Below are 22,162 nucleotides of genomic sequence, written 5' to 3'. Positions count from 1 at the left end.
ATGTTTGAATCAAATTCATCCAAATTTTAGATTAATCATGCATAAGACGACGCTTGAACAATGGTCATTACTGGAAAGAGTGGTCGAGGCAGGCAGCTTTGCCAAAGCAGCGGAAGAGACCAACCGCAGCCAGTCCTCGGTCAGCTATAACCTGTCGCTGCTGCAGGAGCGGCTGGGCGTGGCGCTGCTGGTGCCCGAGGGTCGGCGGGCTGTCTTAACCCCGGCCGGCGAACTCCTGCTCAACCAGGTTAAACCGTTGCTGAAAGCCTTCGCCTATGTTGAGATTCGTGCGGCAAGCCTGCGTAACGGAATGCGCACGCGGTTAGATCTGGTGGTGGACAGCATTTTCCCGCGCCGACGCCTGTTCGCTATTTTGCGTCAGTTCCAGCAGCTGTATCCGCAAACGCAGGTCCGTCTCACCGAAGTGCTGGAAAATAGCCGCACCGATGTCATTAATGATGAAGCCGACGTGATGGTGTTAACCCGCCGCCAGGACATAACCGGTCTTGGCGAATGGCTGATGAATATCGACTTTGTTGCCGTGGCGCATCATCAACATCCCCTCTTTAGCCTCGACGCGCCGCTTAACGACGATATGCTGCGCCCGTGGCCGCTCATTCAGATAGCCGACAGCCAGACCGACGCGCGTGCGGCCGGTGAGTCGTGGACCTTTTCCACCATTGATGCAGCCATAGAGGCGGTGATGTCTCAGGTCGGCTATGGCTGGCTGCCAGAGGAGCGTATTCAGACCCAGCTTGATCTGGGGGTGCTTAAACGCCTGCCGCTTAGCCATGGCGCACGCCGGGCTACGCCGCTGCACCTGATTGTGAAACGCTCCCTCGGCCCGCTGGATGAACAGGTTGAGACCCTGCTGCGCCTTTTTAGCCAGGAGCCGCCATCCTCACCTGCTACGCTTTAAGGTCCGAACGTTAAACACGATAAGGAGCAGATGATGAAGATCGATTTTACGGGGAAAGTCGCGCTGGTGACCGCCTCTACCGGCGGGATCGGGTTCGCCATAGCCCGAGGGCTGGCTGAAAGCGGTGCGGAAGTGATCATCAATGGCCGTAGCACGGAGTCTGTGAATAAAGGTATCCAGCAGCTACAACAGGTTGTGCCTGGGGTGCAGGTACGCGCCGCGATTGCCGACCTCAGCACGGCTGAAGGGGTGGAATCGCTGCTGAACGTGGCGACCCACGTCGACATCCTGGTCAACAATGCCGGCATTTACGGCCAGCAGGATTTTTATGGCACCGACGATGACACCTGGGAGCGTTACTGGCAGACAAACGTGATGTCCGGCGTGCGTATCTCCCGTGCGCTGCTGCCCGGTATGGTGCAGAAAGGCTGGGGACGCGTGGTGTTTATTTCGTCCGAGTCGGCCTGCAATATCCCGGCGGACATGATCCACTATGGCGTGACCAAAACGGCGCAGCTGTCGCTCGCTCGCGGGCTGGCGAAGTTCGTGGCGGGAAGCGGTGTCACGGTGAACAGCGTATTGCCCGGCCCCACCCTTTCAGACGGTTTTGCCGGCATGATGAAAGACGAGATCGAAAGAACCGGCAAATCGCTGGAGGAACTGGCGAAAGAGTTTGTGATGACTCACCGCCCGAGCTCGGTTATCCAGCGTGCCGCGACGGTGGAAGAAGTCGCCAATATGGTGGTGTATGTCTGCTCGCCCCAGGCCTCCGCCACCTCGGGCGCGGCACTGCGCGTCGATGGCGGCGTGGTGGATGACATCATCTGATCCCTCAGACAGAACGGTCTGTGACCCGTCGGGCAGTAATATAGTGCGCCTGCCAGTAGTCATCAGTCAGGGTTGAGACGGTTACGCCCTGGCTGCGTGAAGCATGAATAAACTGGCTATTGCCGATGTACACGCCCACGTGCCTTCGGTCTGGACCGATCTGAAAGAAGACCAAATCCCCCGCCTTCAGACGGTATTGCGCCACCTTCACGCCGCGATGGATCTGTTCGCCCGTCGTACGCGGCAGATTAAGGTGCGCCGCATCGCTGAACAGATGCTGCATCAGCGCGGAGCAGTCCACGCCCCGATGCGTGGTCCCGCCCCACTGATAGTGGGTGCCTTTCCACTTCTGGTATTGATCAAGGATCCGGTTACGCAGTGGTCCTGTTTCCTGGTGCAGCAGCGTAGATTTTGCCGGAGAAAGGGCGAGCTCGCGGTTCATTGACAGCATCGACGCCGGCAGTTGAAAACTCAATGCCGAAAACGAAGCCAGACTTAACGAGAGGATTGAAATAAGCGATCTAAACGTCATATCAAAATAGATTCAGTGAGTGAATATTTTCCTTACCGGTGGGGGCCAACGTTCCCCCGAAATAGCGCTCAATGTGGCGATAATATAGACAGCTCGCTTTTCAACCAATTATTATTGAGACCAAAAATGGACTCACTTTCCGATCGCAAGATCGCGAAAAAAATGCTCAAGACAGAAGGACAGACAGGGTAAAGCAGGTAAACTAATCAACAGAATGTGTATTTTAGCTAAGACGTATTTATGACCAATATGATTGCCGACGAGGCCGTGGCCAAATCCAACGTGCTCTCCGTCTTCGACTTTGATGGAACACTGACGCACCACGACAGCTTTATCCCTTTCCTGCGTTTTGCCTTTGGTAAACGTTACTTCGCGGGCCGCCTGGTGCGTATGGCCTTACCCACGCTGCACTGCGTGCGTCGTAAGCTGACGCGCGATGAGCTGAAGGAAGTGCTGATTAAAACGTTCCTGACGGGCGTGGATGAACACTGGCTACGCCAGCAGGCGGAAGCGTTTTGCGAAAAATACTGGGACAAGCTGATGCGCCCTGCCGGCGTACTGGCCGTCGCCGCAGAGGTGAATTCCGGTGCGGAAGTGACCATCTGCTCCGCCTCTCCGGCGCTGGTGCTCCAGCCGTGGGCTGACAAGCTGGGGATTAAGCTGATTGGCACACAGCTGGAAGTGAAAGACGGCAAGCTGACCGGGCGTATCACCGGCAACAACTGCCGCTGTGCCCAGAAGGTGGCGAGGCTGGAAAAAGTGTATGGCGATCTGAATAGCTACCACCTGCGCGCGTGGGGCGATACCCGCGGCGACCATGAACTGCTGGCGGCGGCGCAGGATGCACACTGGCGGCACTTCCATCCACCGCGCAAGCGTCGACATTCACCGATTAAGTGTTAGACACTGTCTACCCGAAAACGGCAACCAAAGGTTGCCGTTTTGCTTTTAATGGGCTTCTTTCTTCCCCGGGAACATCACGCTGGTGATAATCCCCAGCGCCAGCACGCCAAGCACCACAAACAGGCTTGCCGTGGCACCAATGCTGTAACCGTGGTGCCAGAAGTGATCGGTGGCATTTAATCCGAGCTTGAACGCCACGAAGAACAGCAGCAGCACGACCGCTTTCTCCAGATGCACCAGATACTGCTTCAGCGCTTCCAGCACGAAGTAGAGCGTACGTAAGCCGAGGATGGCGAACATCATTGCGCTGTAAATAATAAGCGGCTCACGGCTGACGGCAATAATGGCCGGCACGGAGTCAAACGCGAACATCACATCAGAGAGTTCCACGACCGCCACGCAAAGCAACAGCGGCGTTGCGTAGCGCTTCGCCTTCTTCACGCGTCCAACCGTTACGTCCTGGTTTTCAGGTTTCTCCAGCTCCGCGTCCACCTCTTTCTGGGTCAGAATAAAGGCATTGCTGCTGATTTTAGGCCAGACAGGATAGAAGCGTTTCACCAGACGGTAAGCCAGATGGCCGGAGTAATCTTCAACCTCGTCACTCTCTTCATTGCGTCTGAGCATCATCACCGCCGTCCAGCCGACGACCAGCGCGAAGATAACCTCGACGTAAGGCCCCAGACTTAACAAGCTGGTCCCGATGGCCACAAAGATACCGCGGAAAACAATCGCCCCCAGCACGCCCCAGTAGAGGACGCGGTGACGATATTTATCCGGCACGCCGAACCAGGCAAAAATCGCCATCATCACAAACAGGTTATCGACGGAGAGCACCTCTTCCAGCGCGTAACCGGTGAGGAACAGGCTTGCCATCTCTGCGCCGTGGTGAACATACAGGAACCCGGCGAAAGCCATGGCCATCATGACCCAGAAGAGGGACCACATGGCAGCGCTTTTCAGCGAGATCGGTTTATCGTGACGGTGCATAAAGAGGTCGATAAACATCGCCCCGACGGCCATCACTACAAAGACAACAACGGTTTCAGTCGGGAAACCGAGATGAGCAGCAGACATACACAACCCTTTTGGCAGACAAAACACAACACCATGCAAACTGGCGTAAACCAGGAACGGAAAGGGGCAGGCTGTTTACCAGCCTTTAACCCTTAAAACCGCGGCCTTCCAGGCCCGGCAAAGAGAGGTACTTTACCGCACTCCATGGGGTCGCGCATCTGCCGTTTAGGCGCTCATGCCGCGCAAACGCTGCAGTACGGCCACCAGAACCGCCACTGACCAGCCCACCATCAAGGCGCCGACCAGGCCTTCCACACCCCCAATCAGCCGCCAGTGCTGAGGCAACGTGACATCGCCGTATCCCACCGTGGCGTAACTGACCAGCGAAAAGTAGAAGCTGGTGTTCCAGTCGTTAAATGCATCAATAACAAAATAAAACCCGGCGAAGAGACCGGCTTCAAGAAGATGGGCGAAGATCATGGAGATAACGATCCCGACGTTACGCAAAACCACGCGCACCGCAGAGTCGACCTCTAAGTTAATGAATTTTAAAACGCAAAACATCCACAGCGAATGGATGACTACCGTAAGGGTAAGCAAAATAGTGATGCTGAGTAGCTGCATGAAAGGTGCTCTGACCGGGAAGAAAAATGACCCCGCGAACGCAGCGGGGCACCTGGAGCTGTCTGGCCTGGTCGAAGCTTAGTGGATCGGAGGAAAAAAGTTGTCGCAATAATTGCGCTGCGTGATTATCACCCTTATAGAGTCTCCTTTTTGCGGCTGATTCGACTGCTGTGAGCGATATATCTGGAGGGCACTATCTGTGAGTCACCTCTTATTTACATCATTTAAACCTTCCATTAACTGGATAAAAAGAACGCGCCGTCGCTATAGTGGTTTTGTTTAATAAAACTCAGTTGTACCTAATAAAACAAAGAACATACCCTGCGAGGACACAATGACAGAACATTTACGTAATGGTGCTACCGCCACCGAGGACATAGAAAGAGAGACGATGCGGAAGGTGATCTGGCGTATTCTCCCGTTTCTGATTGTCAGTTACCTGGTCTCCATTATCGATCGTGGGAATATCGGCATGGCTTCGCTGCAGATGAATGAGGACCTTGGCCTCAGCAAAGCTGCATTTGGCTTCGCCAGCAGTCTTTATTTCGTGGCCTATTTTCTGTTTGAAGTACCCAGCAACCTGGCCATGCAGAAAGTCGGCGCCCGTCTGTGGATCCCGCGCATTATGATCAGTTGGGGCATCGTCTCCATGTGTATGTCCCTGGTGCAGAACACCACGTCGCTCTATATCGTCCGTTTTCTTCTCGGAGCTGCAGAAGCGGGCTTCTTCCCGGGCGTCGTGCTGTATCTGACCTGGTGGATCCCGTCCCGCTACCGCGCACGCATTATTGCTTCCTTTATGGTCGCCATCCCGCTCGCTAACTTCATTGGCTCCCCGCTTTCCGGGTTGATACTGTCACTGGATGGCTGGCTGGGTCTTCGCGGCTGGCATCTGCTGTTCATTATTGAAGGCTTGCCGGCGGTGCTGCTGGGTATTGCCGCCTGGTTTATTCTCCGGGATCGCCCTCATCAGGCGAGCTGGCTTAGCAGTGACCAGAAACAATGGCTGGAAACCACGCTGGAAACCGAGCGCAATCAGCAAAAGAATATCGGACACCAGACCACCTGGCAGTTGCTAAAGCATCGCCAAATCTGGCTGATGGCGCTGATTTACGCGGGTGCATCGTCCGCGGGTACCACCATCAGCGTCTGGTCTCCTCAACTGCTGAAATCCTTCCATCTCGATAATCTTGAGACAGGTCTGCTTAACGCCATTCCTTACGGTCTGGCATCTGTTCTCATGATTGTATGGGGACGGAATTCCGATCGTACCAACGAACGCCGCTGGCATACCGCACTCACGCTATTCATAATTGCCGCCGGCGTGTTCGCCGCCTTTGTGAGCGTTTCGCTGTCTGCCACGATCGTTATCCTCAGCATTATGCTGATAGGCGCCTATTCAATGAAAGGGCCTTTCTGGGCGCTGGCGTCCGGTTGGATGAGCAGTACCTCAGCGGCGGCGGGACTGGCCGCGATTGGTGCCATCGCAAACCTGATAGGCGGGGCGGTGATGGTAAACGCGTACGGCATTATCAATGAGCGGACGGGCAGCTACACGCTGGCGATGCTTCCGCTGGCCGCGCTGTGCGTGGCCGGGGGGATAGCGGTGCTCATTATGGGCCGACAGGCCCGCAACGCTCAGCTACACGAAAAACAGGTCACGCATTAGCGTTGACAGAAGCGGGACAACTGTCCCGCTTCTGCATTTAAAGATGTTCTTCCGCCGTATCGCTCGTTTCCCCAAAAAACTGCTGACAGAAGAGCTTACTGGCTCCCATTTTCTGCGACAGACGGCTTGCTGCCGCCTTCATCAACTGACCTATCTCCTTCTCACGACGATCTTCCGTCAGCCGTGAGATGGGGCCGGTCAGGGCTAACGCCGCAACCAGCTTGTCGTGAACGCCGAAGACAGGCATCGCAAACGCAGCGGTGTGGGGATCGCGTGCCCCTGACGTGTAGAAAGGGAGTTCAGCGTCTCCCTCCGGCAGGCTCTCATTGAGCCCCCAATGGCGTAATACCTTACTGATGGCCGAATTATCGAGCGGAAACTGGCTACCGGGAAGATTGCTGTGTCGCAGGCCATGCGACGCTTCAGCACGAAACAGGCAAAGCCGCTGCCCTCCCTCCAGCACATACCAGCTGGCACTCTCCTGAGACGCCAGGGATAAGGCCTGAAGCTCTGGCTGAACCACTCGGGAAAGATGGAAAGATTGTTCATACAGCTTGCCGAGGTAAAGCAGACGTGGGCCCAGCGCATAATTGCCGTCTTCATGCCTGACGACGTAATTCATCCGTTCAAGAGAATTCATCAAGCGGTAAACCGTGGTTTTGTGATAACCCGATAGCTGTGCCAGCGCGGTCAGCGTCAGGCTCTCATCTCCAGGACGGAAGCAATCCAGTAAAGCCAGCGCTTTTTCAACCGCTACAACGCCTTCATTCCCCATCATTATCTCCTTGTTAGCCCGGCAGTGAGTGTACCTCAAATTTTGTGAGTCACTTCGTGTTTACATCACAAACGCCATCTCGGGTCTGGCTAAAAGGAAAGCAACACCGCTATAGTTGTTTTGCACTGTACACCTGCATTGTACTTAGTAAAACAATATGGAGGCATTCATGTCCGTTACTGAAAAAAAACCGATTAATCGCCAGTTTGATCGCGTTTCTGCCGAGGACGTTCGTCGGGCTGCCGAGTATCAGGCCGCTATTCTGGCCGACGTGGCCGGTCGCCGCGGTACGCTTCATGGCCGCATCAAACCGCTGGCCCCACACATGTCCGTTGCGGGTCCGGCCATCACCGTTGAAGTCCGGCCGGGTGATAATCTGGCGATTCATGCCGCGATGGCGGTGGCGCAGCCCGGCGATGTCCTGATCGTCGATGGCAAAGGCGACCTGAGCTGCGCGCTGCTTGGGGAAATCATGGCCACTCAGGCTCAGGCGAGCGGCATTGCGGGCATTATTATTGACGGCGCTGTACGAGACGCCGATACCTTGAGCAAAGGCCACTACCCTGTCTTTTCTGCCGGTCTGAACCCCTGCGGCCCGACAAAGCTAATTTCTGGTCGGGTTAATCATCCCATTTCAGTCGCCGGGGCGACGGTTCAGGCCGGGGATCTGGTTGTCGCGGATATCGACGGCGTGGTAGTCATCCCGCGCGATGAGGTTCAGGAAGTTATCGCGCTGGCAAAAGGAAAGCTGGAGATGGAGACCCGACGCCTTGCCGCCATCCGTGAAGGCGATTTACGTCCACACTGGCTTGATGACGCGCTTCGTAAGGCAGGTATGTTAGATGACGGGGAGACGCTGTGATGGGGGGCAAAGACGTAGTTCTGGTTACCGGAAGCGACCTGGCGGAGCAGGCCATGGTGATGTTGCAGGGCTTTGAGGTGGTGTTTGCGGGCCGCCAGCCCACAGAAGATGAACTGATCGCGCTGTGTGAACGACACAATCCTGTGGCGATTCTGGTACGTTACGGCAAGATCACCGCGAAAGTCATGGATGCCGCCCCCGCTCTGCAGGTTATTTCCAAGCACGGAAGCGGGATCGATGTGATAGACCAGACGGCAGCGGCCGAGCGCAACATCGCCGTCCGCGCTGCGCCAGGTGCAAACGCGGCGGCAGTGGCTGAACATACCTGGGCGCAGATCCTCGCCTGCGCAAAGTCGGTGGTGCCTCTGGACAAGCGCCTGCGAGACGGGCACTGGGATAAGGCGACGCATAAATCCATTGAACTGGAGGGCTTAACGTTAGGGCTCATCGGATTGGGTGCTATCGGCTCGCGTGTGGCACATATTGGTCACGCATTCGGCATGAAGGTGCTGGCTTACGATCCCTATGCTAAGTCCATGCCTGCCCTGTGCGAACGCGCAGAAACGCTGAATGGACTTCTTTCCCGTTCCGATGTCATCTCTTTGCACTGTCCGCTGACCGATGAGAATCGGGGGATGATCAATAGCCAGACGCTCGCACACTGCAAGCGGAACGCAATTCTGGTAAATACGGCACGCGGCGGACTGATCGACGATGAATCGTTACTGGCGGCGCTCAGGGATGGCACGCTGCACAGCGCAGCGCTGGACAGCTTTACCCACGAGCCGCTGACGGCGCCGCACCTCTGGCAGTCCGTAGAAAACGTGGTTATTTCACCGCATATTGGCGGCGTTACCGCAGCGTCATATATCAAGATGGGGACAGTGGCCGCGAGCAATATTCTTGCTGTAACAGACGTAACCACCGTCAGCCCGTAAAGCCATCTGTGACGAGTGGCAGTGCTCTTATGTCACTTGTCTTCTGCCAGCGCCTGAGCGCACGCCCAGGCACTTGCCCATGCCCACTGGAAATTGTATCCGCCGAGCCAGCCGGTCACATCCATCACCTCACCAATAAAATAGAGCCCCGGCACGTTGCGCGCTTCCATGGTGCGTGAGGAGAGTTCATTCGTGTCGACCCCGCCAAGCGTCACTTCCGCCGTGCGGTAGCCTTCGGTGCCGTTGGGCTGCACCCGCCAGGCTGTCAGCGTCTCAACCAGCACCGCCTGTTCGCGGCTGTTAAGCTGCTTGAGCGACACATCGGGGATCTGCCCCAGCACCTGCAAACATTCCACCAGACGTTTTGGCAACTGCATGGCCAGCGTGTTTTTCAGGCTTTGATTCGGGTGCGCCGCGCGTTGCTCGTTGAGGAAAGCCTCCAGGTCGCAATCGGGTAGCAGGTTAACCGTGACAAACTCCCCCGGCTGCCAGTAGCTGGAGATTTGCAGTACCGCCGGGCCGGAAAGACCACGGTGGGTAAACAGCAGGTTTTCACGGAACACCGTACCGTCTTCAGCCGTAATGACCGACGGCACCGAGACGCCAGAAAGCGTCTGCAGCTGTTCCAGCAGGGGCTTATGCAGGGTGAACGGTACCAGCCCCGCACGGGTGGGCAGCACGTTCAGGCCAAACTGTTCGGCAATCTTGTAGCCGAATGGTGAAGCACCGAGCCCCGGCATGGAGAGGCCACCGCTGGCAATCACCAGGTTATCGGCGCTGACGCTTTCCCCATTTAACTGCAGCGTGTAGCCCTGCTCATCGCGGGACACCTCCAGCACTTCCGTGCGCAGGCGCATCACCACGCCGCCCTTCTCGCACTCGGCCACCAGCATATCGACAATCTGCTGGGCGGAGTCATCACAGAACAGCTGGCCCAGCGTCTTCTCATGCCATGCGATACCGTGCTTACCCACCAGGTCGATAAAGTCCCACTGGGTGTAACGCGCCAGGGCCGATTTGCAAAAATGACGGTTCTGGCTCAGATAAGCTGCGGGTTCGACATAGAGATTTGTAAAGTTGCAGCGCCCGCCACCGGACATCAGAATTTTACGTCCTGGCTTTTTACCGTTATCCAGCAACAGCACGCGACGACCCGCCTGTCCGGCCATCGCCGCACAAAACATACCCGCCGCACCGGCGCCAATTACCACGGCATCAAACCTTTCCACGTCAAAATCCTCTTCGTTAACTGCCGCGGATTGTAAAGTTTCCTCTGTGGTCACACCAGCGCAATTAACCGAGATATCAGTCATATACTTGAAATATAAAATATATTTCTTTACCTAACGCCAACAAAGCCGAAGTTATATCAAAAAAAAGCTATATTTCACTTTGCCCGCCGCGCATTTGTCCTGGATAATGCGCCGCGTTCATGTCCTCAAAATGGCGTAACGTCCTATGCTACATTTGTTTGCTGGCCTGGATTTACATACCGGGCTTTTATTATTGCTTGCTCTGGTTTTTGTACTGTTTTACGAAGCGATCAACGGCTTCCACGACACTGCAAACGCAGTAGCAACGGTTATCTACACTCGCGCAATGCGATCGCAGCTCGCGGTTGTTATGGCGGCGGTATTTAACTTTTTTGGTGTTCTTCTGGGTGGACTGAGCGTTGCATATGCGATCGTGCATATGTTGCCAACGGATCTGCTTCTCAACGTTAGTTCTGGCCATGGCCTCGCTATGGTGTTCTCAATGCTGCTTGCTGCAATTATCTGGAACCTCGGTACCTGGTATTTCGGCCTGCCTGCATCCAGTTCTCACACCCTCATCGGCGCGATTATCGGTATTGGGTTAACGAATGCCCTCATGACCGGTACCTCGGTTGTTGATGCGTTAAACATCCCGAAAGTGCTGGGAATTTTCGCCTCACTGATTGTCTCCCCTATCGTGGGTCTGGTGGTAGCAGGCGGATTGATTTTCATCCTGCGTCGTTACTGGAGCAATACGAAAAAACGCTCCCGTATTCACCTGACGCCGGCAGAGCGTGAGAAGAAAGACGGCAAGAAAAAGCCGCCATTCTGGACGCGGATTGCCCTGATCCTTTCCGCTATCGGCGTAGCCTTCTCTCACGGCGCGAACGACGGTCAGAAAGGCATTGGTCTGGTAATGCTGGTACTGATTGGCGTCGCACCGGCGGGATTCGTGGTCAACATGAACGCCTCCGGTTACGAAATCACCCGTACCCGTGATGCGGTGAACAACGTTGAAATCTACTTCCAGCAACACCCTGAGCTGCTGAAGAAGGCAACCGGCGTTGACCAGTTGATCCCTTCTCCTGAAGCAGGCGCTACCACTGCGCCGGGCGAATTCCACTGCCATCCGGCAAACGCGATTAACGCGCTGGAACGTGCCAAAGGCATGCTGGGTAATATCGAAAGCTACGACAAACTGTCCGTTGAGCAACGTGGTCAACTGCGTCGCATTATGCTGTGCATCTCTGATGTCACGGATAAAGTGGCGAAGCTGCCAGAAGTGAATGCTGACGACCAGCGTCTGCTGAAGAAACTGAAAGGCGATATGCTCAATACTATTGAGTACGCGCCAATCTGGATCATCATGGCTGTCGCACTGGCTCTCGGTATCGGTACGATGATTGGCTGGCGTCGTGTGGCGACCACCATCGGCGAGAAGATCGGTAAGAAAGGCATGACGTATGCGCAGGGTATGTCCGCGCAGATGACGGCGGCGGTTTCAATCGGTCTGGCGAGCTATACCGGTATGCCAGTTTCGACCACCCACGTACTCTCCTCTTCCGTGGCAGGGACCATGATTGTTGACGGCGGCGGTCTGCAACGCAAAACCGTGACCAACATTCTGATGGCCTGGGTATTTACCCTTCCGGCCTCTATCCTGCTGTCGGGTGGGTTGTACTGGATTTCGCTGAAGCTTATCTAATCGGCAGAACGCGATAAAAAAGCGGGTCAGGAAACTGACCCGCTTTTTTTATGCTCAGTGCCAAATCATCAAGGCAATCATGCTGACCACAACCAGACCACACAGGGCGCTGGTTAAAATGAACTGACGGCGAAGACGCTCGCAACGGCGAATAAACTCTTCATCGTGGTGATCGCGATAACGCTGGTAATAGATATACCCTACCAGACGCATCTGCTTGCTGGGCTGTCCGTGCGAGGTGAAGAACCCTCCACCGTCCACATACTGATAAAGCAACGGATCGCAACCACGAAGTACCACTAACAGCGCACGTAACGATGAGAAGTAGCGCGCCATATTCACTATGCAAACCACGCATAACGCCCAAAACAATGCGACGGTGCTAATCATACATCCTCCCCGGCGTACGCCCACGAAGCAAGGCCTCTGAGCTACCGCACTCCAGTGCCCTGACAGACAGTTCAGTGAAAGAATGAACAAAAGTCGATCCGGTTCGCGTTTTAATATCCGAACGGCTCATTAAATAGTGTAGGAGATCCGTTAATTTTTTTGCCACAAGGTTAATCGTTATCAACACCAAAGCTTGAAAAATATGTTTTACTGGGCCGTAATGAAAGCATCAGACGACGGCTTTTCCATTTAGTCATCGATAACTTAAGGAAGGAGTAACACTATGGCTTACAAACACATTCTCATCGCGGTAGACCTCTCTCCGGAGAGTAAAGTGCTGGTTGATAAAGCGGTATCCATGGCACGCCCTTACAACGCGAAAGTTTCTCTTATCCACGTTGATGTGAATTACTCCGACCTCTATACCGGTCTGATTGACGTCAATCTCGGTGATATGCAGAAACGCATCTCTGAAGAGACACACCACGCCCTGAGCGAACTGTCCACCAACGCGGGCTACCCTATCACCGAAACCTTAAGCGGCAGCGGCGATCTGGGTCAGGTGCTGGTTGATGCGATTAAGAAATACGATATGGACCTGGTCGTTTGTGGTCACCACCAGGACTTCTGGAGCAAGCTGATGTCTTCAGCGCGTCAGCTGATTAACACCGTTCATGTGGATATGCTGATTGTTCCACTGCGTGACGAAGAAGACGAGTAAGTCTGCTTTCCCTCTCCCAAAGGGAGAGGGAACCGTTCGAGCCTCTTTCCAGCGCGGGTTGGGGTGACGGCATCAAACCGCACACCCTAACCTTCCTGTTCCGGCGTCCCCGAATAAATATCAAACCGGTGCCCTTTGGTGACCACCGCATTGGCCGTGGCCACGTCCGCCAGCGGCGGCGCATAGTCCGGACGTTTCACCACCACGCGCTTCGTGGCTAGCTGACGAGCAGGTGCCAGCAAACCATCCGCGTCTAAATCCGGCCCGACCAGCGACTGGAACACCCGCATCTCTTTCTTCACTAGCGCGCTTTTCTGCTTATGCGGGAACATCGGGTCGAGATAGACCACCTGCGGACGCGGAGTGATATCGGTCAGCGCCGTCAGGCTGGAGGCGTGAATCAACTGCAAGCGCGCCTGCAGCCACGGCCCAATCTCCGGGTCGGCATAGCCGCGCGTCAGCCCGTCGTCGAGCAGCGCGGCCACGACCGGATTGCGCTCCAGCATCCGCACGTGACACCCTACCGAGGCCAGCACAAACGCATCGCGCCCTAAACCCGCCGTGGCATCCACCACGTCCGGAAGATAGCTTCCTTTGACGCCAACCGCTTTGGCAACCGCTTCACCGCGACCGCCGCCGAATTTGCGCCGGTGCGCCATGGCGCCCCCCACAAAATCGACAAATATCCCGCCGAGCCTGGCTTCGTCACGCTTACGTAATTCCAGATGCGCCGGCGTCATCACCAGCGCCATCAGGTTTTCATCATCATGCTCCAGCCCCCAGCGGGCGGCCAGAACAGATAAGGCGCCGTCTCCGGCGCCTGTTTCATCGACTAAACAGATCTTCACGTAACGGTTAGCCTTTAATTCCGTAGTGCTCAAGCATCGCATCCAGCTGCGGCTCGCGGCCACGGAAGCGTTTGAACAGCACCATTGGCTCTTCAGAACCGCCGCGCGTCAGGATGTTATCAAGGAACGACTGGCCGGTTTCACGGTTGAAAATGCCCTCTTCTTCAAAGCGAGAGAACGCATCCGCCGCCAGCACGTCGGCCCACAGGTAGCTGTAATAGCCTGCCGCATAGCCGCCCGCGAAGATATGGCTGAACGCGTGCGGGAAGCGGCCCCAGGTTGGGCCAGGAATAACGGCGACCTGCTTTTTGATCTCGGCCAGCGTCTCGAGGATTTTCGCCCCCTGCTCCGGACTAAACTCGGCGTGCAGACGGAAGTCGAACAGGCCGAACTCCAGCTGGCGCAGGATAAACATCGCCGCCTGGTAGTTTTTCGCCGCCAGCATTTTATCCAGCAGTTCTTTCGGCAGCGGCTCGCCGGTTTCGTAATGGCCGGAGATAAACGCCAGCGCGTCCGGCTCCCAGCACCAGTTTTCCATAAACTGGCTTGGCAGTTCGACCGCATCCCATGGCACACCGCTGATACCGGCAACGCCTGCGGTTTCGATACGGGTCAGCATATGGTGCAGGCCGTGGCCGAACTCGTGGAACAGGGTAATCACTTCGTCATGGGTAAACAGCGCAGGCTTGCCATTCACCGGACGGTTGAAGTTACAGGTCAGGTACGCCACCGGCTTCTGCAGGGAGCCGTCCGCTTTACGCATCTGCCCGACGCAATCATCCATCCATGCACCGCCGCGTTTGTTCTCGCGAGCGTACAGATCCAGGTAGAAGCTCCCGCGCAACTCGTTCTTCTCGTCATACAGTTCGAAGAAGCGCACGTCCGGATGCCAGACGTCGATGTCGGTACGTTCTTTGGCGGTGATCCCGTAAATGCGTTTAACCACTTCAAACAGGCCGTTAACGGCTTTATTTTCCGGGAAGTAAGGGCGCAGCTGCTCATCGCTGATGCTGTAAAGGTGCTGTTTCTGTTTTTCGCTGTACCAGGCGATATCCCACGGCTGCAGCTCGCCGACACCGTATTCCGCTTTCGCGAAGGCGCGCAGCTGCGCCAGCTCTTTCTCGCCCTGCGGACGCGCACGTTTCGCCAGGTCAGTCAGGAAATCGAGGACCTGCTGTGGATTTTCCGCCATTTTGGTGGCGAGGGATTTGGAAGCGTAGCTCTCAAAGCCCAGCAGCTGTGACAGCTCGTGACGCAGCGCGAGGATTTCAGCCATCACCGGGCTGTTATCCCACTTACCGGCATTCGGGCCCTGATCGGAGGCGCGGGTGCTGTACGCACGGTACATCTCTTCGCGCAGCGCCTGATTGTCGCAGTAGGTCATGACCGGCAGGTAGCTCGGGATGTCCAGGGTTAAGAGGAAGCCTTCCTGCTCTTTCGCTTCGGCCTGCGCTTTCGCCGCCGCCAGCGCGCTTTCCGGCATACCGGCCAGCTCGGCTTCGTCGGTAATCAGCTTCGTCCAGCCCATGGTCGCGTCCAGCACGTTGTTGCTGTACTGGTTGCCCAGCTCAGACAGACGGGCCGCAATTTCACCGTAACGGGTCTGTTTCTCTTTCGGCAAACCAATACCGGAGAGTTCGAAATCACGCAGAGCGTTATCGACCGATTTTTTCTGCGCGGTATTGAGTTCGGCATAGTGGTCGCCATCGCGCAGGTCGCGATAGGCTTTGTACAGCCCCTCGTGTTGACCAACCCAGGTGCTGTACTCAGAGAGCAACGGCAGGGTTTGTTCATACGCTTCACGGAGTTCCGGGCTGTTTTTCACTGAATTCAGATGGCTTACCGGGGAGAAGAGGCGTCCCAGCACGTCATCCACTTCGGCCAGCGGCTGACACAGATTTTCCCAGGTGTACGGCGCGCCCTGCGCCACCACGCTTTCTACCGCCGCACGGCAGTTGTCCAGCGCCTGTGTTACGGCTGGAACCACATGCTCAGGGCGGATTTTAGAAAACGGTGGCAACGAAAAAGGCGTCAGTAATGGATTGGTCATAAACGCTGTCCTGTTGAATAAGATGAATGAAGCGCGCATCCGGCGCTGTGCATATGCGATCTAGAATGGGGATAAGTGTAGAGGATTTCAATGCCAGACGTTGCGCTTTCGCGGCAGGATAAACTTTTCTGTATACTGTGGCGATACGCTCTATTTTTGCCCGATGGCGCTACGCTTATCAGGCCTACGTTTACTACCTGGAACACATTCATTCATGCTCAGTTATCGCCACAGCTTTCACGCAGGCAACCACGCCGACGTCCTTAAACACACCGTTCAGAGCCTGATCATTGAATCACTCAAAGAGAAAGATAAACCGTTTCTCTATCTGGACACCCACGCGGGCGCGGGACGTTATCAGCTGAGCGGCGAACATGCCGAACGCACCGGGGAATACCTGGAAGGGATCGCCCGCATCAGGCAGCAGGACGACCTGCCGGCAGAGCTGGAGCCCTACATTGGTGTGGTGAATCATTTTAACCGCAACGGCCAGCTGCGCTACTACCCTGGCTCGCCGTTGATTGCCCGCCAGCTGCTGCGCGAGCAGGACAGCCTTCAGCTGACCGAGCTGCACCCAAGCGACTTCCCGCTGCTGCGTTCTGAATTCCAGAAAGACAGCCGCGCCCGTGTGGAAAAGGCGGATGGCTACCAGCAGTTGAAGGCCAAACTGCCGCCGGTATCCCGTCGTGGTCTGGTGCTGATCGACCCGCCTTATGAGATCAAAACCGATTATCAGGCGGTAGTGAGCGGTATTAACGACGGCTACAAACGTTTTGCGACGGGCACCTATGCCCTGTGGTATCCGGTGGTGCTGCGTGCGCAAATTAAACGCATGATCAAAGACCTGGAAGCGACCGGTATCCGCAAAATTCTGCAAATTGAACTGGCCGTGCGCCCGGACAGCGACCAGCGCGGCATGACCGCTTCCGGCATGATTGTGATCAACCCGCCATGGAAGCTCGAAGCGCAGATGAACAACGTGCTGCCATGGCTGCACAAGACGCTGGTGCCGGCCGGAACGGGCCATGCCACCGTCAGTTGGATCGTGCCGGAGTAATCGCAGTCATCGGTGGAAACTATTGATTTCAGGTATACAATCGCGGCAATTCACGATTAAGGATAAAAGCTATGACTAAGCATTATGACTACATCGCAATCGGCGGCGGCAGCGGCGGCATCGCCTCCATCAACCGCGCGGCCATGTATGGCCAGAAATGTGCGCTGATCGAAGCCAAAGCGCTGGGCGGCACCTGCGTCAACGTGGGTTGTGTACCGAAGAAAGTGATGTGGCATGCGGCCCAGATCCGTGAAGCAATCCATATGTATGGCCCGGATTACGGCTTTGACACCACCATCAATAACTTTGACTGGAACAAGCTGATCGCCAGCCGTACAGCCTATATCGACCGTATTCATACCTCGTACGACAATGTGCTGGGCAAGAACAATGTCGATGTTATTCATGGTTTTGCGCGCTTTGTTGATGCGAAGACGATCGACGTTAACGGTGAGACGATCACTGCCGATCACATCCTGATCGCGACCGGCGGGCGTCCGAGCCACCCGGATATTCCCGGTGTGGAATACGGTATCGACTCCGACGGTTTCTTCGAGCTGCCTGCTCTGCCAGAACGTGTTGCCGTGGTGGGCGCGGGATACATCGCCGTAGAACTGGCCGGTGTGATTAATGGCCTGGGCGCAGAAACGCACCTGTTCGTGCGTAAACACGCGCCGCTGCGCAACTTTGACCCGCTGATCGTCGATACGCTGGTCGAAGTGATGAATACCGAAGGCCCAACGCTGCACACCCACGCCGTGCCAAAAGCGGTTGTGAAAAATGCAGACGGTAGCCTGACGCTTGAGCTGGAAGATGGCCGTAGCCAGACCGTGGATTGCCTGATCTGGGCGATTGGTCGTGAACCGGCTAACGACAACTTCAACCTGGCGGCGACGGGCGTTAAAACCGATGAGAAAGGGTATATCGTTGTCGATAAATTCCAGAACACCAGCGTTCCGGGCATTTACGCGGTGGGCGATAACACCGGTGCGGTCGAACTGACGCCGGTTGCGGTTGCCGCGGGCCGTCGCCTCTCTGAGCGTCTGTTTAACAACAAACCGGAAGAGCATCTGGACTACAGTAACATTCCGACCGTGGTCTTCAGCCACCCGCCAATCGGCACAGTGGGCTTAACAGAACCTCAGGCGCGCGAGCAGTATGGCGATGACCAGGTGAAAGTGTATAAATCCGCGTTCACCGCGATGTATACCGCCGTCACCTCTCACCGTCAGCCATGCCGCATGAAGCTGGTCTGCGTGGGTCCGGAAGAGAAGATTGTCGGTATCCACGGCATTGGCTTTGGCATGGACGAGATCCTGCAGGGCTTCGCCGTGGCGCTAAAAATGGGTGCCACCAAGAAAGACTTCGATAACACCGTTGCGATCCACCCGACAGCGGCCGAGGAATTTGTCACCATGCGTTAAGCAAAATGCCCCTCTGCGGAGGGGCGTTTGTTTCAGACATAAATGGTTGCACAACGAATGCTCTGAATTATTTGCCCCATAAATCTGTCTAAAAATCCCTTTTAGCCTTTATTTTTCAGCGAATTACTGTTTTAACTCCGCAAATACCCCGCGCTTAAAAACGTGATCAACCGCACATTTCCCTCAGCCAACACCGAAGCGAATGTCTACGCTTATAAGACGCCCGGAAAAAACTGTTATTTTGAACACACAACCGGAGGTCCTTATCGCCATGTTCAACCAGAAACTACAGGCTGCCGAGAACATCGAGTTCGAGATTGCAGAAGAGCTGCGCTACGAGACCGATCCCTGCGAGTTAAAACTGGATGAAATGATTGAGGCGGAGCCGGAACCCGAAATGATTGAGGGGCTACCCGCCTCTGATGCTCTGACGCCCGCCGATCGCTATCTGGAACTGTTCGAGCACGTGCAGTCGACACGGCTGTTTGCGGACAGCAAAACCTTCCCCGACTGTGCCCCGAAGATGGATCCTCTGGATATTCTGATCCGCTATCGCAAGGTCAGGCGCCACCGGGATTTCGACCTGCGCCGGTTCGTGGAGAACCACTTCTGGCTGCCAGAGACCTATACCACGGAATATGTCTCCGACCCCGGCCTGTCGCTAAAAGAGCACATTGACAGCCTGTGGCCCGTGCTGACGCGCGAGCCGCAGGACCACATCCCCTGGTCTTCTCTGCTGGCGCTGCCGCAGGCCTATATCGTGCCCGGCGGGCGTTTTAGCGAGACCTATTACTGGGATTCCTACTTCTCCATGCTGGGTCTGGCAGAGAGCGGACGTAACGATCTGCTGAAATGTATGGCGGATAACTTTGCGTGGTTGATTGAACGCTACGGCCATATCCCGAACGGTAACCGTACCTATTATCTCAGCCGCTCCCAGCCGCCAGTATTTGCCCTGATGGTAGAGCTGTTTGAAGAGGATGGTGTGCGCGGTGCAAAGCGCTACCTTGAACACCTCAAAATGGAGCATGCCTTCTGGATGGACGGGGCGGAATCGCTGCTGCTTAATCAGGCCTATCGCAGCGCGGTGCGTATGCCGGATGGCTCGCTGTTAAACCGCTACTGGGACGACCGTGACACGCCGCGTGATGAATCATGGATTGAGGATGTGGAAACCGCCCGTCACTCTGGCCGTCCGCCGAATGAGGTTTATCGCGATTTGCGCGCAGGCGCGGCCTCCGGCTGGGATTACTCCTCGCGCTGGCTGCGGGAGCCTGGCCGACTTGCCAGCATCCGCACCACGCAATTTATCCCTATCGATTTGAACGCGTTCCTGTTCAAGCTGGAAAGCGCGATCGCCAATATTTCGGCATCGAAAGGGGATAAAGAGACCGCGGAACTGTTCCGCCAGAAAGCCAGCGATCGCCGCGCCGCGGTGAACCGGTATCTGTGGGATGACGAGAATGGCTGTTACCGTGACTACGACTGGCGCCGCGAGGTCATGGCGCTGTTCTCAGCGGCGAGCATTGTGCCGCTGTACGTTGGCATGGCGACCCACGAGCAGGCTGAACGCTTGTCGGATGCGGTAAAAGCACGTCTGCTGACGCCGGGCGGGATTCTGGCCACCGAGTACGAAACCGGCGAGCAGTGGGATAAACCCAACGGCTGGGCGCCGCTGCAGTGGATGGCGATTCAGGGCTTCAAACAGTACGGCAATGACTCGCTGGGCGATGAGATTGCCTGGAGCTGGCTGCAGACGGTGAATCATTTCTATAAAGCCCACCATAAGCTGATTGAGAAATATCACATCGCCAGCAGTACGCCGCGCGAAGGGGGCGGGGGTGAGTACCCGCTGCAGGATGGCTTCGGCTGGACTAACGGCGTGGTACGGCGGTTGATTGGGTTGTATGGGGAGCCGTGACCTTCTGCGGTCTGATGCCCGTATTCCATCCCTCTCCTCCCGGGAGAGGGAGAAGACAGGATTAACGAATCACTTCATAAATGGCGGTCTGGATGGACTGCCATTTTTTTGTGGTGGCATCCGGCTGTGACTGTGCCCGACGCGTCGCCATATCCAGATCATGCTGCTGGCGCTTCACCACAGCAGGCACGGTGCAAAATGCCTTCAGATACTGTTTACGCATTGACGTCAGGGACTCGCCATTCGACATGGCATGGCTGAGCGTGTTGATAAAGCGCCGGCACGGCTTCTGTTCCACCATGTTCTGTCGGTAGCGCAACATCAGCTCCAGAACGTCGTCATAGTCAGCCGACATCGCCTCTTCCGTCCAGGAGAGCTTCCAGTCCATCCCTCCCTGCAAAAACAGCAGTGCCACCCGGGTATCATTGCGGTTAATCGCCGAGCGGAAATTATTCTCGTCCCAGGTCACGCCCATGCGCGACAGCGTCTCGCGCGAGGACGGGGTTTCGCGCATCTCCTGAGGCTGGGCCGTTTCTGCAACGTTCCCGGCTGCAGGCTGGGGTTTACTGCTGGTTACCAGCCAGAAGCCGCCCGCCACAATGGCAATCACCATCACGCCAACCGCCCCCCATAACGCGCCGGAAATAAGCTGCTCACGCTGTTCTGGCGTGCGCGGTGCGCGCTGGGTCGGTTTTTCAATCGTGTCACGAACCTCAAAGAGATCCCCGCCGGTCACGCGATCCATTTTCTGCGCCTTTTCCCAGAAAGCATGCAGCTCGCTGGCATCCACCGCCATCAGTCCGGCCGGGTTGACGCGGGTTCTCCCCTCTTCAAAAGCACGTTGAACCGGTCGGGTGATCTGCGTGTAGTAGTTATCCAGCAGCTGGATTTGCGCCGAACTTAACGCTTTCTGCACGGTAATATTGTTGCGGATTTGCCGAATATCATCGAGGAAGGTTTGCAGGGTTTTCCGCGGTTCCACCATCAGCGTGAGCATTGACGGATCGTTAAACAGCGAGGCGTAGTAGCGGCTGAACTCTTTTTTATCCACCAGCATCTGTGCCAGCTCACTGAACATCATGCCGCTCAGCACATCATTGATGTCACCAAGCTTCAGCCAGCGCCGCACGCGGTCCGCGTTAAACAGGGTTTTAAGATGGTTATTCAGCCGCACCTGATCGGGCCAGGCCTGCTGGATGAGCCCTTTTATCATCAACTCAATTGTACGCACCTGCTTGTGCGCCTGTTGTTGCTGGAGTTCACTGCCAGGCGCCACTTCGGTGCTGTAGGTCAGAAGAGGCTGTTGCAAACGAAGGTGCTCCAGCGTGGTCACAAACCGCATCGCGGCAATCAGCTGGTTTTCACTGACATCCTGACCACTTTCGTACTGAGGAACACGCTGCTGAAGCAGACGCAATTGTAGTGTGAATTCGGACATCTCCGCGTCATTCAAATTGAGCGTCTTCGCAACCGCATTCCAGCCCCCCAGGCCTAAACGCGCGCTGTCCAGTTGTTCCAGAAACCAGCGTGGATCTTTTCCCTCAGAAACATGTACATTCAGGAGAAGTAAAATTTCAACCGAGGCCTGGCGAATAACCGCCAGACAGTGTTCGAACTGTTCGCGGATAGGGTGTGCTGTGCTGAGAGTCATTGTTTTCCTTAAGCGACAACGAAGACAACCAGAATGGGCCCGTAATGGCCGTTTTTCTTTTTATTTATACGAGGTTAA

General features: G+C 55.8%; 20 protein-coding genes. 11 read left to right on the top strand and 9 right to left on the bottom strand.

Annotated elements, in window-relative coordinates; all coding sequences use genetic code 11:
* Nucleotides 1-37 precede the first annotated feature (37 nt).
* A complete protein-coding gene (locus tag AAIR21_RS13100) occupies nt 38-919 on the top strand; it encodes a LysR family transcriptional regulator (RefSeq protein ID WP_183516878.1) in 882 nt (293 codons plus the stop codon).
* A 33-nt stretch (nt 920-952) separates the two neighbouring features.
* The gene (locus tag AAIR21_RS13095) at nt 953-1,747 is read left to right on the top strand and encodes an SDR family NAD(P)-dependent oxidoreductase (protein WP_025202822.1); all 795 of its coding nucleotides are present in this window, start codon (nt 953-955) and stop codon (nt 1,745-1,747) included.
* A gap of 4 nt (nt 1,748-1,751) precedes the next feature.
* On the opposite strand, the gene AAIR21_RS13090 is transcribed toward AAIR21_RS13095, so the two are convergent.
* Complete coding sequence (locus AAIR21_RS13090) at nt 1,752-2,279, bottom strand: NlpC/P60 family protein (protein WP_183516877.1); 528 nt, start codon at nt 2,277-2,279, stop codon at nt 1,752-1,754.
* A gap of 240 nt (nt 2,280-2,519) precedes the next feature.
* On the opposite strand from AAIR21_RS13090, the gene AAIR21_RS13085 reads away from it, so the two are divergent.
* Complete coding sequence (locus tag AAIR21_RS13085) at nt 2,520-3,182, top strand: HAD family hydrolase (protein ID WP_014172059.1); 663 nt, start codon at nt 2,520-2,522, stop codon at nt 3,180-3,182.
* Nucleotides 3,183-3,227: 45 nt separating this feature from the next.
* Here the strand turns inward: AAIR21_RS13085 and AAIR21_RS13080 are convergent, their stop codons facing one another.
* Complete coding sequence (locus AAIR21_RS13080; RefSeq protein ID WP_025202820.1) at nt 3,228-4,256, bottom strand: TerC/Alx family metal homeostasis membrane protein; 1,029 nt, start codon at nt 4,254-4,256, stop codon at nt 3,228-3,230.
* Nucleotides 4,257-4,421: 165 nt separating this feature from the next.
* Complete coding sequence (locus AAIR21_RS13075; protein WP_183516876.1) at nt 4,422-4,820, bottom strand: potassium channel family protein; 399 nt, start codon at nt 4,818-4,820, stop codon at nt 4,422-4,424.
* 334 nt (nt 4,821-5,154) lie between these two features.
* On the opposite strand from AAIR21_RS13075, the gene AAIR21_RS13070 reads away from it, so the two are divergent.
* Nucleotides 5,155-6,489, top strand: a complete 1,335-nt coding sequence (locus AAIR21_RS13070; RefSeq protein ID WP_025202819.1) for an MFS transporter — start codon at nt 5,155-5,157, stop codon at nt 6,487-6,489.
* Nucleotides 6,490-6,526: 37 nt separating this feature from the next.
* Here the strand turns inward: AAIR21_RS13070 and AAIR21_RS13065 are convergent, their stop codons facing one another.
* Nucleotides 6,527-7,264 (bottom strand): IclR family transcriptional regulator, encoded by a 738-nt coding sequence (locus AAIR21_RS13065; protein ID WP_020884507.1) that lies wholly within the window; start codon nt 7,262-7,264, stop codon nt 6,527-6,529.
* A 169-nt stretch (nt 7,265-7,433) separates the two neighbouring features.
* Between AAIR21_RS13065 and AAIR21_RS13060 the strand changes: the two genes are divergently transcribed.
* Nucleotides 7,434-8,126 carry an RraA family protein gene (locus AAIR21_RS13060; protein WP_025202818.1) on the top strand — a complete coding sequence of 231 codons (693 nt, stop codon included), beginning with the start codon at nt 7,434-7,436 and terminating at the stop codon, nt 8,124-8,126.
* Nucleotides 8,126-9,064 (top strand): NAD(P)-dependent oxidoreductase, encoded by a 939-nt coding sequence (locus AAIR21_RS13055; RefSeq protein ID WP_020884505.1) that lies wholly within the window; start codon nt 8,126-8,128, stop codon nt 9,062-9,064. Before AAIR21_RS13060 ends, AAIR21_RS13055 begins: the two co-directional genes overlap by 1 nt.
* Before the next feature lie 32 nt (nt 9,065-9,096).
* Here AAIR21_RS13055 and AAIR21_RS13050 read toward each other — a convergent pair whose 3' ends face one another.
* Nucleotides 9,097-10,293, bottom strand: coding sequence for an NAD(P)/FAD-dependent oxidoreductase (locus AAIR21_RS13050; RefSeq protein ID WP_063157153.1), 1,197 nt, complete (start codon nt 10,291-10,293; stop codon nt 9,097-9,099).
* A 229-nt stretch (nt 10,294-10,522) separates the two neighbouring features.
* Here AAIR21_RS13050 and pitA point away from each other — a divergent pair, with 229 nt between their 5' ends.
* Nucleotides 10,523-12,022, top strand: coding sequence for an inorganic phosphate transporter PitA (pitA, locus tag AAIR21_RS13045; RefSeq protein WP_014172068.1), 1,500 nt, complete (start codon nt 10,523-10,525; stop codon nt 12,020-12,022).
* A gap of 54 nt (nt 12,023-12,076) precedes the next feature.
* Here pitA and uspB read toward each other — a convergent pair whose 3' ends face one another.
* The gene (uspB, locus tag AAIR21_RS13040) at nt 12,077-12,412 is read right to left on the bottom strand and encodes a universal stress protein UspB (protein WP_003861224.1); all 336 of its coding nucleotides are present in this window, start codon (nt 12,410-12,412) and stop codon (nt 12,077-12,079) included.
* Nucleotides 12,413-12,695: 283 nt separating this feature from the next.
* On the opposite strand from uspB, the gene uspA reads away from it, so the two are divergent.
* Complete coding sequence (uspA, locus tag AAIR21_RS13035; RefSeq protein WP_003861223.1) at nt 12,696-13,133, top strand: universal stress protein UspA; 438 nt, start codon at nt 12,696-12,698, stop codon at nt 13,131-13,133.
* Nucleotides 13,134-13,219: 86 nt separating this feature from the next.
* On the opposite strand, the gene rsmJ is transcribed toward uspA, so the two are convergent.
* Both rsmJ and prlC read right to left on the bottom strand, forming a co-directional pair.
* Nucleotides 13,220-13,981 (bottom strand): 16S rRNA (guanine(1516)-N(2))-methyltransferase RsmJ, encoded by a 762-nt coding sequence (rsmJ, locus tag AAIR21_RS13030; protein WP_113656934.1) that lies wholly within the window; start codon nt 13,979-13,981, stop codon nt 13,220-13,222.
* Nucleotides 13,982-13,988: 7 nt separating this feature from the next.
* Nucleotides 13,989-16,031: an oligopeptidase A gene (gene prlC / locus AAIR21_RS13025; protein ID WP_183516875.1), complete on the bottom strand. Its 2,043-nt coding sequence runs from the start codon at nt 16,029-16,031 to the stop codon at nt 13,989-13,991.
* 214 nt (nt 16,032-16,245) lie between these two features.
* Between prlC and AAIR21_RS13020 the strand changes: the two genes are divergently transcribed.
* The 3 genes from AAIR21_RS13020 to AAIR21_RS13010 all read left to right on the top strand — a co-directional run bounded on the left by AAIR21_RS13020 (nt 16,246) and on the right by AAIR21_RS13010 (nt 20,433).
* A complete protein-coding gene (locus AAIR21_RS13020; RefSeq protein ID WP_183516874.1) occupies nt 16,246-17,088 on the top strand; it encodes a 23S rRNA (adenine(2030)-N(6))-methyltransferase RlmJ in 843 nt (280 codons plus the stop codon).
* A 71-nt stretch (nt 17,089-17,159) separates the two neighbouring features.
* On the top strand, nt 17,160-18,512 hold the full coding sequence (gene gorA, locus AAIR21_RS13015; RefSeq protein WP_014172073.1) for a glutathione-disulfide reductase: 1,353 nt from the start codon (nt 17,160-17,162) through the stop codon (nt 18,510-18,512).
* Between the two features lie 271 nt (nt 18,513-18,783).
* Complete coding sequence (locus tag AAIR21_RS13010) at nt 18,784-20,433, top strand: alpha,alpha-trehalase (protein WP_020884498.1); 1,650 nt, start codon at nt 18,784-18,786, stop codon at nt 20,431-20,433.
* Between the two features lie 61 nt (nt 20,434-20,494).
* Here the strand turns inward: AAIR21_RS13010 and AAIR21_RS13005 are convergent, their stop codons facing one another.
* Nucleotides 20,495-22,084, bottom strand: coding sequence for an STY4199 family HEPN domain-containing protein (locus AAIR21_RS13005; RefSeq protein ID WP_121340488.1), 1,590 nt, complete (start codon nt 22,082-22,084; stop codon nt 20,495-20,497).
* Nucleotides 22,085-22,162 lie beyond the last annotated feature (78 nt).

It is taken from the genome of Enterobacter sp. PTB, from assembly GCF_051130085.1.
Taxonomy (GTDB): domain Bacteria; phylum Pseudomonadota; class Gammaproteobacteria; order Enterobacterales; family Enterobacteriaceae; genus Enterobacter; species Enterobacter ludwigii.
This window is presented reverse-complemented; position numbering and strand designations above follow the sequence as displayed.

What these genes read in the sequence shown, in the direction of transcription:
- AAIR21_RS13100 (WP_183516878.1), top strand. Translation starts at nt 38, where the DNA reads ATGCATAAGACGACGCTTGAACAATGGTCATTACTGGAAAGAGTGGTC.
- AAIR21_RS13065 (WP_020884507.1), bottom strand. Translation starts at nt 7,264, where the DNA reads ATGGGGAATGAAGGCGTTGTAGCGGTTGAAAAAGCGCTGGCTTTACTG.
- AAIR21_RS13080 (WP_025202820.1), bottom strand. Translation starts at nt 4,256, where the DNA reads ATGTCTGCTGCTCATCTCGGTTTCCCGACTGAAACCGTTGTTGTCTTT.
- AAIR21_RS13005 (WP_121340488.1), bottom strand. Translation starts at nt 22,084, where the DNA reads ATGACTCTCAGCACAGCACACCCTATCCGCGAACAGTTCGAACACTGT.
- AAIR21_RS13075 (WP_183516876.1), bottom strand. Translation starts at nt 4,820, where the DNA reads ATGCAGCTACTCAGCATCACTATTTTGCTTACCCTTACGGTAGTCATC.
- AAIR21_RS13070 (WP_025202819.1), top strand. Translation starts at nt 5,155, where the DNA reads ATGACAGAACATTTACGTAATGGTGCTACCGCCACCGAGGACATAGAA.
- AAIR21_RS13085 (WP_014172059.1), top strand. Translation starts at nt 2,520, where the DNA reads ATGACCAATATGATTGCCGACGAGGCCGTGGCCAAATCCAACGTGCTC.
- prlC (WP_183516875.1), bottom strand. Translation starts at nt 16,031, where the DNA reads ATGACCAATCCATTACTGACGCCTTTTTCGTTGCCACCGTTTTCTAAA.
- AAIR21_RS13090 (WP_183516877.1), bottom strand. Translation starts at nt 2,279, where the DNA reads ATGACGTTTAGATCGCTTATTTCAATCCTCTCGTTAAGTCTGGCTTCG.
- AAIR21_RS13020 (WP_183516874.1), top strand. Translation starts at nt 16,246, where the DNA reads ATGCTCAGTTATCGCCACAGCTTTCACGCAGGCAACCACGCCGACGTC.
- gorA (WP_014172073.1), top strand. Translation starts at nt 17,160, where the DNA reads ATGACTAAGCATTATGACTACATCGCAATCGGCGGCGGCAGCGGCGGC.
- AAIR21_RS13060 (WP_025202818.1), top strand. Translation starts at nt 7,434, where the DNA reads ATGTCCGTTACTGAAAAAAAACCGATTAATCGCCAGTTTGATCGCGTT.
- AAIR21_RS13055 (WP_020884505.1), top strand. Translation starts at nt 8,126, where the DNA reads ATGGGGGGCAAAGACGTAGTTCTGGTTACCGGAAGCGACCTGGCGGAG.
- AAIR21_RS13010 (WP_020884498.1), top strand. Translation starts at nt 18,784, where the DNA reads ATGTTCAACCAGAAACTACAGGCTGCCGAGAACATCGAGTTCGAGATT.
- AAIR21_RS13095 (WP_025202822.1), top strand. Translation starts at nt 953, where the DNA reads ATGAAGATCGATTTTACGGGGAAAGTCGCGCTGGTGACCGCCTCTACC.
- pitA (WP_014172068.1), top strand. Translation starts at nt 10,523, where the DNA reads ATGCTACATTTGTTTGCTGGCCTGGATTTACATACCGGGCTTTTATTA.
- uspB (WP_003861224.1), bottom strand. Translation starts at nt 12,412, where the DNA reads ATGATTAGCACCGTCGCATTGTTTTGGGCGTTATGCGTGGTTTGCATA.
- uspA (WP_003861223.1), top strand. Translation starts at nt 12,696, where the DNA reads ATGGCTTACAAACACATTCTCATCGCGGTAGACCTCTCTCCGGAGAGT.